Origin of the sequence: Eubacterium sp. MSJ-33, assembly GCF_022174665.1 — a bacterium.
Taxonomy (GTDB): Bacteria; Bacillota; Clostridia; order Lachnospirales; family Lachnospiraceae; genus Coprococcus_C.
Map to the genome: position 1 here is coordinate 223,832 of NZ_CP076562.1, position 13,913 is coordinate 237,744.

Consider the following 13,913-nt stretch of genomic DNA (forward strand, 5'->3'; position numbering starts at 1 on the left):
AATCATGTGTGGATAGTTTGTCTATCCACTTTTTTATTACCCGATTGTAGGAGGTGTATATTATTAGCGATTTAATGATTAACGAGCAGATTCGTGACAAAGAGGTGCGTGTTGTAAGCGAGACAGGGGAGCAGCTTGGTATTATGTCTTCCAAGGAAGCTCAGAAGCTTGCAGATGAGCAGGGTGTTGATTTGATTAAGATTGCACCAACTGCAAAACCACCGGTTTGCAAGATTATGGACTATGGTAAGTTCCGTTATGAGCAGACACGTCGTGAGAAGGAAGCAAAGAAGAAACAGAGAATCATTGATATAAAGGAAGTTCGTTTGTCACCTAATATTGATGATAACGACTTGAATACAAAGGCAAACATGGCAAGAAAATTCCTGACCAAGGGAGATAAGGTAAAAGTTACGCTTCGTTTCCGTGGTAGAGAGCTTGCACATACAGATAATGGTAAAGCAATCCTGGATTCCTTTGCCGAGATGCTTTCAGATGTTGCCGTTGTAGATAAGCCTGCAAAGTTTGAAGGCAGAAGTATGATCATGTTTTTAGCTGAAAAACGTTAAATTCATATAAATAAGAAATTACCATGCATATGCATGATTTTTAAGGAGGAAAAGAAATGCCAAAGTTAAAGACAAAAAGAGCAGCTGCAAAGCGTTTTAAGAAGACAGGAACAGGTGAGCTTAAGAGAAATAAGGCTTACAAGAGCCACATTCTTACTAAGAAGACTACAAAGAGAAAGAGAAATCTTAGAAAAGCAACTATGACTGATTCTACAAACAGCAAAGTTATGAAGAAGATTTTACCATATTTATAGGATATTAGGAGGAATGAACAATGGCAAGAATTAAAGGCGGCGTTGGCGCTAAGAAGAGACATAATAGAACATTAAAGCTCGCTAAAGGATACAAGGGAGCAAGATCAAAGCAGTACAGAGTAGCAAAGCAGTCAGTTATGAGAGCTTTGACATCTTCTTATGCTGGTAGAAAGCAGAGAAAGAGACAGTTCAGACAGCTTTGGATCGCTCGTATCAATGCAGCAGCCAGAATGAATGGACTTTCATACAGCAAGCTTATGCATGGACTTAAACTCGCAGGTGTAGATCTGAACAGAAAGATGCTTTCAGAGATGGCTATCAGCGATCCGGAAGGTTTCACAAAGGTTGTTGAGGTTGCTAAGAGCAAGCTTGCTTAGGATGTATTTCGCAATATTTTGCAGAAATTTACAAAAAGTCAAAAAAGTTGTTGACAAGTAACAACGAAGATGATAATATACTACTTGCGTTGAGCGTGAGCGAAACGCAAGAACATGCGGGAGTGCTGGAATTGGCAGACAGGCTAGACTAAGGATCTAGTGATGGCAACGTCGTGTGGGTTCAAGTCCCATCTCCCGCATTTTTTTATTTGTAGAAAATAAGCGGTTTCGAAGCATCTGAATTTCAATCAAATCCAAAAAGTAATCAAAAAGGGAATCAAGTGGTTTATGACAAGGAGATAAAAGTCATGGCAAAATCAAAGTCAAAGAAGTCAGATAATATAGATTATTGCAGAGGCGTTCGTGTGATGGATGTTGCAGCATATGTATTTTCATTGTTGGTGTTAGGTATTTACCCGCTGATCTATGATGATCAGTATTTTAATATAACTGTTACAAAGTATCATTTCTTTATGTATTCGGTCGGCATTTACTTAGCGCTTGCATTAATTGGCTATGTGGTGGAAGCCAACTTGAAAAATTACTACCGGTATGAGTCTTTGCTGGTGACAGATATAGGGAAGAAGCGGTTTGTGAGACCGGAATTTTATGCGATTATCTTCCTGATGGCGAACTTTTTTGCGTGGATCTGCGCGGATAATAAGAAGGATGCTTTTTATGGATTGCAGGGTAGAAGAATGGGGCTTTGTACCTATCTTGTGATTGTTGTGATGTTTGTTGTATTAGCACAGCGGTTCCGCCCGCAGATGATCGTCTTTTTGTTCTTTGCGGCGGCAAATGCATTTGCGTATGCGGTGGCAATCGGCCAGCATATGGAACATGACTTTTTGAACCTGCGAGATCGGATAGCGGAAAAGCAGTATACAAAGTTTATTTCTACGTTTGGAAATATCAATATGTATGCAAGCTTTCTGTCCATAGCGATTCCGGTGTTGCTGGCCGTGTTTATATTTTGTAAACATTGGGTTTACCGTGTGCTGTCTGGAATATTGCTGGTTGCGGCGGGGTGTAATATCTTAATCTCAAACAGCGATAGTGTATTTTTAGGAATATTTGCAGGAATTGTTGTATTGGTGATTCTTTCATTTTTACAGGGAAAACTGCGGTATTGCACATTTGCAGTCTTTTTATTATTCCTTGGAAATCTGGTGCTTGGGTTTATCAATAAATATGCACATACACGATATGATAAAAAGCGGGGCGGGCTTGCGATAGCCCTGAATCGGCTGGATATTGCATTTGTGTTTTGTGGTATTGCATTATTCGTGTGCGTGGCTGTGTGTATCTGTAATTGGAAGTTTGGCAGTAAGGTTGCGGCATGGAATAAAAAGAAGATTGTATTGATTGCCTGTGGTGTGTGTGTTGCACTCGGTATGGCTGCAATTATAGTCCTTGTGGTATCCGGTTCTTCTCTGTTGACATTTAATGACAAATGGGGTAGTTATCGTGGCTATATCTGGCGTAAAATAGTGGAAGTATATGGTGATGCACCGTTTGTGAATAAATTGTTCGGATATGGAAATGAATCGGTCCGTGTCACATTGCGGGAGGCATGTTACAATGAAATGGTACAGGTAACCGGTAAAGTCTATGATAATGCGCATAATGAATTATTGCAGTATCTGTTTACAACGGGCATTGTAGGATTATTGTCTTATCTCGCGTTTGTGGGTTCCGGTATTGTCTACATGTTTAAGCATGCAGAAGAGGATGCATGGATCTGTGTATGTCTGGCAGCAACGGTTGGTTACTTTGCCCAGAGTATCATTAATCTGAATCAGCCGATCACAACTCCGTTTTTCTTTGTATTTATGGCGATGGGAGTTGGAACAGTGAATTATTGCAGAAGGATAAAGGAGTTAGAAAAACGTGCTTGAATTTCTGGTTCATAAGTTCATAAAAGATGCAGATGCAATCGATCAGCCGGAGGTGAGGAAACGGTATGGATTTTTCTCATCTATCGTTGGGATTATCTGTAATATCATTCTGTTTGCGGGCAAACTTGCAATCGGATTGATTGTGGGTTCAATATCGATCGTATCGGATGGTGTGAACAATTTATCGGATTGCGCAACCTGTATCGTGACAATGTTTGGGTATAAGATGGCAGCAAAACCGGCAGATCGGGATCATCCGTTTGGACATGGACGCATGGAGTACCTGACATCTCTGATTATTGCAGCGGCAATCCTTGCGGTTGGTTTTGAATTATTGCGAAGTTCTTTTCAGAAGGTGCTGCATCCGGAGCGTGTGACGTTTTCCTTTGTTGCCCTTTTTGTTCTGGTGTTTTCCATATTGATGAAAGTTGGAATGGGATTCATGAATCGGAAACTTGGAATGAAACTTTCTTCTTCGATTATGCTTGCTACATCGAAAGACAGCTTCAGTGACGTGTTTGCGACACTGGCAACTGTGATTGCGCTTGTGATGTCTGCATTTTCGGATCTCCCGGTGGATGGTATTATGGGAATTGTTGTCTCTGTGATGATTATGATTTCAGGTTTTGGTATTGTAAAGGATACGGTGGATCAGCTGCTTGGACAGCCGGCAGATGAGAAATTGGTTGAGAAGATAAGGGAACTTGTGATGGAAAATATGTTCTGCCATGGGATGCATGACCTGATTATTCACAGCTATGGACCCGGAAACCTGATCGGCAGTGTGCATGTGGAAGTAGACTGTCATGAGAATATCATGGAGATTCATGATGCGATTGATGAGTTAGAGCGGAATATCTATAATGAATTGCAGGTGCATATGACGATTCATATGGATCCGATTGATTATAATGATGAAAAAACGAATGTTTGCCGTGATATGATGTCGGAGATTCTGCGGGAGATTGATAAAGGGCTTACGATGCATGATTTCCGGATTGTATCGGGACCAACACATACGAATCTGATCTTTGATGTGCTCGTGCCATATGAATGTGAGAAAACAGAAGCGCAGATTAAATCGGAGATTCAGAAGAAGCTTGCACAGATGCCGGATACATATTACACGGTAATCACGTTTGACAAAGGATATTGTTGACAAACAGAAAGTATTCATATATAATTTTTTTATCATTGTGAATGATAGCAAAGGCGTGGAAGAGAACAAGTAGTGTTTGCGAGCAGCTGCCACAGAAAGCAGCCGGTTGATGAGAGGCGCGGTAAGTCGGAAACATGAATACATCTCGGAGCTTCTCCCTGAACATTTATCAAGTAGGGGTAGACGGATTGGCACACGTTACAGTGGCTGAAGTATTGACATCGATACTTGCAAAGGCGTTTATCGTGAGGTAAGCGTGAAATAAGGTGGTAACACGGAGTATACTTCGTCCTTATATTTTTATAAGGGCGTTTTTTAATGCCCAAAAAAGAAAATATATTTTGGAGGAAAGAAAAATGACATTGTACGAAGAACTTGTAGCAAGAGGTTTGATTGCACAGGTAACAAACGAAGAGGAGATCAGCCGACTGATCAATGAAGGAAAGGCAACGTTCTATATTGGGTTTGATCCGACCGCAGACAGCCTGCATGTAGGACATTTCATGGCACTTTGCCTGATGAAGCGTCTGCAGATGGGTGGCAATAAGCCAATCGCCCTGATCGGTGGTGGTACTGCGATGATCGGTGATCCATCCGGCAGAACGGATATGCGTCAGATGATGACAAAGGAGACGATTCAGCATAACTGTGACTGCTTTAAGAAGCAGATGAGTCGTTTTATTGATTTCTCAGAAGGCAAGGCTATGATGGTAAATAATGCCGACTGGCTGCTTGATCTGAATTATGTAGAGGTACTGCGTGAGGTTGGTGCACATTTCTCTGTCAATCGTATGTTGACCGCTGAGTGCTACAAACAGCGTATGGAGAAGGGACTGAGCTTCCTGGAGTTTAACTACATGATCATGCAGAGTTACGATTTCTATGCATTGTTCCAGAAGTACGGCTGTAACCTGCAGTTTGGTGGCGATGATCAGTGGTCCAACATGCTTGGTGGTACAGAATTGATCCGTAGAAAGCTTGGCAAAGATGCACATGCGATGACGATCACATTGCTCTTGAATTCTGAGGGTAAGAAGATGGGTAAGACACAGAAGGGTGCTGTATGGCTTGATCCGAACAAGACAACACCTTATGAGTTCTTCCAGTACTGGAGAAATGTTGATGATGCAGATGTTATTAAATGTCTCAAGATGCTCACATTCCTTCCATTGGAGCAGATTCAGGAGATGGAACATTGGGAAGGCAGTGAGCTGAACAAGGCAAAGGAGATTCTCGCATATGAGCTGACTGCGCTCGTACACGGTGAGGAAGAGGCAAAGAAGGCACTTGATGCAGCCAAGAATATTTTCGGCGGTGGAAATACAGAGAATATGCCAGTGGCTGAGATTACAGCAGATATCTTCAACGACGGACAGGCCGATCTGATGTCAATTATCGTTCAGGCTGGTCTTGCAGCTTCTAAGAGTGAAGCAAGACGTGCGATTGAGCAGGGCGGTGTCTCTGTGAATGGTGAGAAGATCACAGATGTGAAGAAGATGTTCACACCGGATGATTTCGCAGAAGAGTTTGTATTGAAGAAGGGAAAGAAGAATTTCCGTAAGGTTGTATATAAGGCGTAATGATTCGAAAATGTATCAATACAATTAAATATGGAACGGCAAAGGCAAGGGCAATTGTGCTCTTGTCGTTGCTGTTTGGAATCGGAGCTGTCGGAGCGGTTGTGTGTGCAATTGTGTTCCGGCAGATTCTGTTTATTTTTGCGGCGGTTGTATGTGCGTTCATTGTAATTACGCTGGCCCAGACGCTTGTGATTCAGGGTGGTGTTGTGGAAGATGCCGGGAATGCGGAGACACGTGAAAAAAGACAATCCAAACGTGCGAAGGCACAGGATGCGGATGAGGAATCTCAAGCAGTGGAAGATGGTTCCAAACTGAAAGAAGCTTCGGAAGTTGAAGATAAACACGACAAGCACAAGCGGAAGAAACAGCAAACGAAGGAAGTGGATGATGCCGGGCAGATGGCACAGGATAAGCAGGAACAGGTAGAATCAGAATCAATCGTTCCACTTACACAGGAAACTGTCACAACATACGACCGGAAGAAGGTCAAGAAGACGCTGCATAAGTTCAAGGTGCGGCGGGAACATCGTATGATCTTTGTAGATCGTTCCGAAAAGCTTAAAGCAAATCAGACACCTGCTTATATCTGGGTAGAGAAGAAAGATTTTCATCTGTTGCTGATTGAACAGGAGCCGCGACATATTACGATTCCGCTGTATCAGATCAAGAATATCACATATCTGAAGAAGCAGCCGGCAAATGAAGATATCGATTATGCAGCGTATAAGGGCAGCAGTGTGCTTGCGGATATGTTTCGCCCATATCTGCCGGATTATTCGCACAGCACGGTTGTGGATGATCTGTCAGCCTATAAGAATCTGTATGGAATCGGAAATGATATTTACGTGACAAACCGGTCAGCATCGGCGTTATTTGATCTGTTAGGGGTAGAGTTTCAGGTGGATGACCGGGTAACGATGTCCAACAAGGTGAATATTTATTTTAAAGAAGCATACAAGTCGAACATCTTACTGCGGGATAATGTCATTGATGCCAACGGCTATGCAGACCGGATCAGCAAGACACTGGATAATCTGGCACACTCGACAATCAGCTATGCAGAATTCAAAGATACGCTCAATTTGATGATACGGAACAAATTGATTACACAAGAGTTTGCATCGTATTATATGGGTGTGAGAGATGATTTAACTAGATAAAAACAAGTTGAAACGGACTTTTGATACGGTTTCACAAGTTAAGCGTTGCAAACACCTATATTTACTTGTGAAAACGACACAAAAGTCCGTTTTTGCGTGCGATTCACAAGTTAATACTTAATAATATATAGTAAAAAATAAATTTGACATAATTTTTGAAAGAAAAAAGGCTGTTTTTTCAGTTTGCGTTTTCCTTAGACTTGAGTTATCTTAATTACGAGTTAAAAATAATTAAAAAAATTAAGGAAAAGGAGAATACGAGTATGGAAGTTACAGCAGAAGATTTAGGAAAGCGTTCATTTTGTGAGGCAGTCATGCGTGCAAGATTGCCAAAGGCAGTATTCAAGGAATTAAAGAAGACAATTGATTACGGTGCACCGCTTGACGCAGCGATTGCTGATTCCGTAGCGATTGCCATGCGGGAGTGGGCAAAGGAGCTCGGCGCAACACACTATACACACTGGTTCCATCCACTCACAAACCTGACAGCAGAGAAACATGATTCCTTCATGGATCCGGTTGGCGATGGTACATTCATCACAGAGTTCACAGGTAAGGAATTGATCAAGGCTGAGCCAGATGGTTCTTCCTTCCCTTCCGGTGGTATCCGTGAGACATGTGCAGCAAGAGGTTATACAGTCTGGGATTGTACATCTCCTGCATTTGTCAAAGAGATTCCGGATGGCTGTAAGGTTCTTTGTATTCCAACTATTTTCATTTCATATACAGGTGAGTCTCTGGATCACAAGACACCGCTTCTTCGTTCCATGGATGCAGTCAGCAAGCAGGCACTTCGTATCCTGAAGCTTTTCGGTAAGACACCAGCGAAGGTAACTGCTTCCGTTGGACCAGAGCAGGAGTATTTCCTGATTGACAAGGATAAGTTCAATCAGAGACTTGACCTGAAGCTGACCGGACGTACATTGTTTGGCGCACCGGCACCAAAGGGACAGGAACTTGACGATCAGTACTTCGGTGTGATCAAGGATAAGGTTTCTCATTTCATGAGAGAGCTGAACAAGGATCTGTGGGAGTATGGTATTCCAGCGAAGACACAGCATAACGAGGTTGCTCCTTCTCAGCATGAGATCGCACCAATCTATGGTACAACCAATGTAGCAACGGATCAGAACCAGTTGCTGATGGAGACATTGAAGAAGGTTGCAGAGAGAAACGGATTTGCTTGTCTGCTCCATGAGAAACCGTTTGCAGGAGTTAATGGTTCTGGTAAGCATAACAACTGGTCTATCTCAACATCTGATGGTGAGAACCTGATCGATCCGGGCAAGGAGCCAGAGAAGAACCTGCAGTTCCAGGTATTCTTAGCTGCAATTCTGGAGTCTGTTGATAATCATGCTGCATTGCTTCGTCTGTCTGCAAGCTCTGCTGGTAACGATCACAGACTTGGTGCAAATGAGGCACCTCCAGCAATCATTTCTGCTTACCTTGGTGACCAGCTTGCCGATGTAGTTGATCAGATCATTGCAAATGGAGAGGCAACCAGCAGCTTGAAGGGTAAGGTTTATAAGTCAGGATGTTCTGTAATTCCTGAGTTCAAGATGGATGCAACCGATCGTAACCGTACATCACCATTTGCATTTACTGGTAATAAGTTTGAGTTCCGTATGGTTGGTAGTACACAGTGTATTGCACAGCCAATGATGACGTTGAATACAATCGTTGCTGATACACTCTGCAACTTTGCAGATGAGCTGGAGAAGGCAGATGATTTCGAAGCGGCTGCAAAGAAGCTGGTTGCTGATAAGTTAAGAGAGCATCAGAGAATCATTTTCAACGGAAATGGTTATTCTGAGGAGTGGATCAAGGAAGCAGAGCGCCGTGGACTTCCAAATATCAAGTGCATGGTTGATGCGGTTGAGTATCTTGCTACACCAGAGAATATTGCAATGTTCGAGAAGCATGGTGTTATGTCTAAGCGTGAGCTGGTTGCAAGAGGCGTTGTTATGTATGAGAACTACGCAAAGCAGATCAACATTGAGGCTCTGACAATGATCGAGATGTCTAAGAAGCAGATCATCCCGGCTGTTATGAAGTACGAGGGTACTCTGGCTGCTTCTGTGAAGGATCTGAAGGATCTTGGTATCAGCGCAGATACACAGATGGAGATTCTTTCTACGATCGATACAAAGCTTGCTGAACTTAAGAAAGCAACCGCAGAGTTGGAGGATATCGTAGCAAAGGCTAAGGAAAAGGAAGATGATCCAAAGGCTTGGGCTAAGTATTATCATGATGTGGTATTTGCTTTCTTCGACACCGTTCGTAAGCCGGCAGATGAGCTTGAAAAGATGGTGGATGCAAAGGCATGGCCATTCCCTACATACGAAGAGCTGTTGTTTGAACAGTAGAATATGCTATAGACCGTTTGGTTTATATATTTTCCCCCAGGGGCTGCTTAGGCAGCCCCTATTTGCGTAATAGGAGATATTATGCGGAATGTTTTCAGCATTGAAAGTGGATTTTTCAGATTTGAATTGGGATTTTGGTTTAGCGAGATGAGTTTTTCTGTTGGGGCGATGGCAAATGGGCTTAGAATGGAGTATAATTATGGAAAAGCCCACGACGTGGGCGTAGAAAGTAGAAAATAAGCGGAAAACCCCACCCTGGAAGCTAATCGGTATGTGCCGGAGAGAAAACTGGGTGTGGGAGTAAGATGGTGAGCGGGAAAACCCACAACGTGGGCGTAGGTAGAGAAAAGCAAGCGGAAAAACCCACCCTGGAATCTAATCAGCGTGTGTATGAGTGAAAAATGGGCGTGGAAGTAAGATGGTGAGCGGGAAAACCCATGACGTGGGTGTAGGTAGAGAAAAGCAAACGGAAAACCCCACGCCGGAAGCAAATCGGTATGTGCTGGAGAGAAAACTGGGCGTGGAAGCGGGATTGTAAGCGTGGAAACCCACAACGTGGGCGTAGGTAGAGAAAAGCAAGCAGAAAACCCACTCCGGAAATGTGAGACAGATTCCGGAACGGATATGCACATATAAAAAGATAAGAAGAGGATGAGACATGAAAATAAAGAACGTTATATTTGACTGTAATGGCACGATGATCTTTGATGGCAAATATCATGATATTGCATGGCGGACGTATGTGAGTAAACTGGCTGGCAGGGAGCTCACAAAGGAAGAGTTTCAGCATCAGATTCCGATAAGAAGCTGCTTCAGGATACAGGCGTGTGTAATTATCTGATTGAAGATTATACACAGGTGGATGAATTTTTGAGCCGGATGAGCTACAATTAAATATGCAATGAACAGAAATATGAGATATGGCATGAATAGAAATGAGAAGCTAGGATGAACTGAAATTATATTGGATATATAGAGCGGAATCTGTTAAAATAGGGTAGCAGATAAAGCTATGTTGTTGTACGAATCAAGGCAGAACAGTAATGTTTTGCTATGGAGTGATAAAATATGGAGAATACAATCAGGAGGATAAAAACATGCAGGTAACTATTTCAGATGCAATTCGTTATATCGGAGTGGATGATAAGGACATTGACTTGTTTGAGAGTCAGTATGTGATACCGGAAGGTGTATCGTACAATTCATATGTGATTCTGGATGAGAAGATTGCAGTTATGGATACGGTTGATGCCAGAGGAATGGAAGGCTGGGAGGATAAGCTGCTTCAGACATTGAACGGAAAGAAGCCGGAGTATCTGATTATCTCGCATTTGGAGCCGGATCATGCGGGAAGCATCGGAAGAATGGTCGAACTTTTCCCTGAGGTGAAGCTGGTTGCGAGTGCAAAGGCAATTGCGATGCTGCCACAGTTCTTCGAGGATAGATTGGATGCACAGGAGAAGATTGCGGTCAAAGAGGGCGAAGAGTTATCCCTTGGAACCCATACATTGGTGTTCTATATGGCACCGATGGTACACTGGCCGGAGGTTATGGTTACTTATGAGAAGAGCGAGAAAGTGCTTTTCTCAGCGGATGGATTTGGTAAGTTTGGCGCGCTTTCCCTCACAGAAAATGAGGATTGGGCGTGCGAGGCAAGACGGTATTATTTTAATATCGTCGGTAAATATGGTATGCCGGTGCAGACACTTCTGAAGAAGGCGGCAGGACTTGATATCGAGACAATCTGTCCGTTGCACGGTCCGGTATTGAAGGAAAATCTTGGATATTATATTGGACTCTACGATACATGGAGCAAGTATGAGCCGGAGAATAAAGGCGTGCTTGTTGCGTATGCATCGATCCATGGCAATACGGCGAAGGCAGCTAAAAAGCTTGCAGACATGCTTCGCGCAGAGGGGGTAGAGAAGGTCGTTGTCAGTGATCTGGCAAGAGAGGATATGGCGGAAGTGATTGAGGATGCATTCCGCTATGACCGCATGGTACTCTGTGCAGCAAGCTATGATGGCGGGGTATTCCCATGTATGCAGGATTTCCTGAATCATCTGCAGTCAAAGGCATACCAGAAGCGAACAGTCGGTATTCTGGAGAATGGAAGCTGGGCACCATGTGCCGCCCGCACGATGAAGACGATTCTTTCTACGATGAAAGATGTCACAATCGTGGAGCCAACTGTTACGATCATGTCTACGATGAAGGAATCTGATTACCCGGCGATGGAAGCGTTAGTGGATGCAATCAAGTAAAGCAGAATGAAACACCCCGTTTCTATTCATATATTGAATCGCGATTGCGTGAAAATTGTAGATAGAAGTTGGACATAATACAAATTCTAAAGCAGACCATTGGAGTATATCTGCGTAGAATTTTGTATTATGACAACCTCATTCAATATGTGTATCGCAATCGCGGGTATTACTTTGACAAAGAAAAGAAAGAGGAATGTAAGTGAAGAATTTGTACATCGCAGAGAAACCCAGCGTTGCCCGTGAGTTTGCGAAAGCGCTAGGCATGAAGGGGGCTGCAACTGCCGGTGCGCGGGACGGATATTTGGAAAATGAGGATACGATCGTGACATGGTGTGTCGGGCATCTGATTACGATGAGTTATCCGGAAGTTTATGATCCTACTTTGAAAAAATGGAGTTTTGACACAATTCCGTTTGTACCGGAAGAATATAAATATGAGATTATCGGTGCGTCAAGCAAGCAGTTTCAGGTGGTAAGTAAGCTGCTAAATCGCGAGGATGTCGGACGTATCTATGTCTGTACCGACTCAGGGCGAGAGGGAGAATATATCTACCGTCTTGTGGAGCAGATGGCAGGCGTGGACAAAAGTAAAAAAGACCGGAGGCGTGTGTGGATTGATTCACAGACCGAGGAAGAGATTATGCGCGGAATCCGCGAGGCAAAAGAGCTTTCTGCCTATGATAATCTGAGTGATGCGGCATATCTGCGGGCACAGGAGGATTACCTGATGGGAATTAATTTCTCACGGGCACTGTCGCTCAAATACAGTTATACCGTGAAGAATTATCTCGGTATGGATCGTTGTGTGATTGCAGTAGGTCGTGTCATGACGTGTGTGCTGGGAATGATCGTCAAGCGTGAACGGGAAATCCGTCAGTTTGTGCCGACACCGTTCTACCGGGTGCTTGCGAACACAGAAGGCTTTGAGGCTGAGTGGAAGACTACGAAGGAATCCGCATATCTGGATTCTCCGCTTTTATATAAAGAAAATGGATTCAAAAAAGAAGAGAGTGCCAAGCAACTGATTACAGAATTGTCTGCGGATGCACCAATTGAGTTGATCGTGCAGAAAGTAGAGAAAAAAACAGAGAAAAAAGCACCGCCGATGTTATATAACTTAGCGGAGCTTCAAAATGACTGCTCTCGGTTGTTTAAGATCAGTCCGACTGATACGTTGAATACCGTGCAGACACTCTATGAGCGGAAGCTGGTAACATATCCAAGAACCGATGCCCGTGTGCTTTCCACAGCGGTTGCAAAAGAAATCGGTAAAAATATCGGTGGCTTGCAGAAATATGAACCACTTGCACAGTATGCACAGCTGATCATGCAGCAGGGGGCGTACAAGGGCGTTGCAAAGTCCAAATATGTAAATGATAAGCAGATCACGGACCACTATGCAATCATTCCGACCGGACAGGGACTTGGAAATCTGAACGGGTTAAATGATATTCAGCGGAAAGTGTATGATATTATTGCACGGCGGTTTTTGAGTATTTTCTTTCCGGCAGCAGAGTATGAGAAGGTCAGTCTGGTTCTGACAAGAAAAATTCGTACCGTAGCGGGCGAGAAAGAAGACGGCGCCGAAAGCTTTTTTGCAAATTTCAAACGGATGACAAAACCGGGGTATTTACTGATTGCGGGAATGCCATCGGACAAGAAGCAGGAAGAACAGAAACTGACGGATGAAGAACTTGCTGCGTTTGCAGCTTTGAAAAAGGGAGATGCGATTCCGGTCAAGGACTTTAACATCAAGGAAGGTGAGACTTCACCACCGAAACGGTATTCTTCCGGAACATTGATTCTGGCGATGGAAAATGCCGGACAGCTGATTGAGGATGAAGAACTCCGAAGCCAGATCAAGGGCAGCGGAATCGGCACAAGTGCTACCCGTGACAGCATCATCACGAAGCTTGTGACGAACAAGTATATTGCGTTAAATAAGAAAACGCAGATTGTGACACCGACATTTCTTGGTGAGATTATCTACGATGTGTGCTTGAATTCCATTCAGAGCCTGCTCTGGGCGGAGATGACAGCGTCGTGGGAGAAAGGACTTTCCGGCGTTGCGGAGGGAACCATTTCAAAGGATGAGTATACAGCCAAGATGAACAAATTTGTCTGTGATAATACAAATGCTGTGAAGCAGATACGAAATCAGAATCAAATTACGCGGTTGTTTGACCGGACGAAGCCTTTTTATGAGAAGGCAGGTGCGAAGAAGGCTGTGAAGAAATCATAGATATGTTGAAGAAAGAGCACAACAAGATGACATATATGTAT

At 43.5% G+C, this 13,913-nt stretch carries 11 protein-coding genes, 1 tRNA gene and 1 other annotated feature; all 12 genes read left to right on the plus strand.

Annotated features, from left to right (window positions below):
- Positions 1–74: 74 nt before the first annotated feature.
- The 12 genes from infC to KP625_RS01030 all read left to right on the plus strand — a co-directional run bounded on the left by infC (position 75) and on the right by KP625_RS01030 (position 13,872).
- Complete coding sequence (gene infC, locus KP625_RS00975; RefSeq protein ID WP_238298764.1) at positions 75–569, plus strand: translation initiation factor IF-3; 495 nt, start codon at positions 75–77, stop codon at positions 567–569.
- A 56-nt stretch (positions 570–625) separates the two neighbouring features.
- Positions 626–823: a 50S ribosomal protein L35 gene (gene rpmI / locus KP625_RS00980; protein WP_021985194.1), complete on the plus strand. Its 198-nt coding sequence runs from the start codon at positions 626–628 to the stop codon at positions 821–823.
- 20 nt (positions 824–843) lie between these two features.
- Positions 844–1,200 (plus strand): 50S ribosomal protein L20, encoded by a 357-nt coding sequence (gene rplT, locus KP625_RS00985; RefSeq protein WP_238298766.1) that lies wholly within the window; start codon positions 844–846, stop codon positions 1,198–1,200.
- Between the two features lie 116 nt (positions 1,201–1,316).
- Positions 1,317–1,400 (plus strand) — tRNA-Leu (locus tag KP625_RS00990).
- Positions 1,401–1,508: 108 nt separating this feature from the next.
- Positions 1,509–3,098: an O-antigen ligase family protein gene (locus KP625_RS00995; RefSeq protein WP_238298768.1), complete on the plus strand. Its 1,590-nt coding sequence runs from the start codon at positions 1,509–1,511 to the stop codon at positions 3,096–3,098.
- Entirely contained in the window at positions 3,091–4,257 is a 1,167-nt protein-coding gene (locus KP625_RS01000) for a cation diffusion facilitator family transporter (RefSeq protein WP_238298769.1), read from the plus strand. The genes KP625_RS00995 and KP625_RS01000 overlap by 8 nt, the downstream gene beginning before the upstream one ends.
- Positions 4,258–4,304: 47 nt before the next feature.
- Positions 4,305–4,554: a binding site (T-box leader), on the plus strand.
- 59 nt (positions 4,555–4,613) lie between these two features.
- Positions 4,614–5,837 (plus strand): tyrosine--tRNA ligase, encoded by a 1,224-nt coding sequence (tyrS, locus tag KP625_RS01005; protein WP_238298771.1) that lies wholly within the window; start codon positions 4,614–4,616, stop codon positions 5,835–5,837.
- On the plus strand, positions 5,837–6,997 hold the full coding sequence (locus KP625_RS01010; RefSeq protein WP_238298773.1) for a hypothetical protein: 1,161 nt from the start codon (positions 5,837–5,839) through the stop codon (positions 6,995–6,997). The genes tyrS and KP625_RS01010 overlap by 1 nt, the downstream gene beginning before the upstream one ends.
- A gap of 263 nt (positions 6,998–7,260) precedes the next feature.
- Complete coding sequence (locus KP625_RS01015) at positions 7,261–9,363, plus strand: glutamine synthetase III family protein (protein ID WP_238298775.1); 2,103 nt, start codon at positions 7,261–7,263, stop codon at positions 9,361–9,363.
- A 658-nt stretch (positions 9,364–10,021) separates the two neighbouring features.
- The gene (locus KP625_RS01020; RefSeq protein WP_238298777.1) at positions 10,022–10,204 is read left to right on the plus strand and encodes a hypothetical protein; all 183 of its coding nucleotides are present in this window, start codon (positions 10,022–10,024) and stop codon (positions 10,202–10,204) included.
- 256 nt (positions 10,205–10,460) lie between these two features.
- Complete coding sequence (locus KP625_RS01025; protein ID WP_238298778.1) at positions 10,461–11,627, plus strand: FprA family A-type flavoprotein; 1,167 nt, start codon at positions 10,461–10,463, stop codon at positions 11,625–11,627.
- A gap of 265 nt (positions 11,628–11,892) precedes the next feature.
- A complete protein-coding gene (locus KP625_RS01030; RefSeq protein ID WP_370641433.1) occupies positions 11,893–13,872 on the plus strand; it encodes a DNA topoisomerase in 1,980 nt (659 codons plus the stop codon).
- Positions 13,873–13,913: the final 41 nt, after the last annotated feature.

What these genes read in the sequence shown, in the direction of transcription:
- tyrS (WP_238298771.1), top strand. Translation starts at nt 4,614, where the DNA reads ATGACATTGTACGAAGAACTTGTAGCAAGAGGTTTGATTGCACAGGTA.
- rpmI (WP_021985194.1), top strand. Translation starts at nt 626, where the DNA reads ATGCCAAAGTTAAAGACAAAAAGAGCAGCTGCAAAGCGTTTTAAGAAG.
- KP625_RS01015 (WP_238298775.1), top strand. Translation starts at nt 7,261, where the DNA reads ATGGAAGTTACAGCAGAAGATTTAGGAAAGCGTTCATTTTGTGAGGCA.
- KP625_RS01020 (WP_238298777.1), top strand. Translation starts at nt 10,022, where the DNA reads ATGAAAATAAAGAACGTTATATTTGACTGTAATGGCACGATGATCTTT.
- KP625_RS01010 (WP_238298773.1), top strand. Translation starts at nt 5,837, where the DNA reads ATGATTCGAAAATGTATCAATACAATTAAATATGGAACGGCAAAGGCA.
- KP625_RS01025 (WP_238298778.1), top strand. Translation starts at nt 10,461, where the DNA reads ATGCAGGTAACTATTTCAGATGCAATTCGTTATATCGGAGTGGATGAT.
- infC (WP_238298764.1), top strand. Translation starts at nt 75, where the DNA reads ATGATTAACGAGCAGATTCGTGACAAAGAGGTGCGTGTTGTAAGCGAG.
- rplT (WP_238298766.1), top strand. Translation starts at nt 844, where the DNA reads ATGGCAAGAATTAAAGGCGGCGTTGGCGCTAAGAAGAGACATAATAGA.
- KP625_RS01030 (WP_370641433.1), top strand. Translation starts at nt 11,893, where the DNA reads ATGAAGGGGGCTGCAACTGCCGGTGCGCGGGACGGATATTTGGAAAAT.
- KP625_RS00995 (WP_238298768.1), top strand. Translation starts at nt 1,509, where the DNA reads ATGGCAAAATCAAAGTCAAAGAAGTCAGATAATATAGATTATTGCAGA.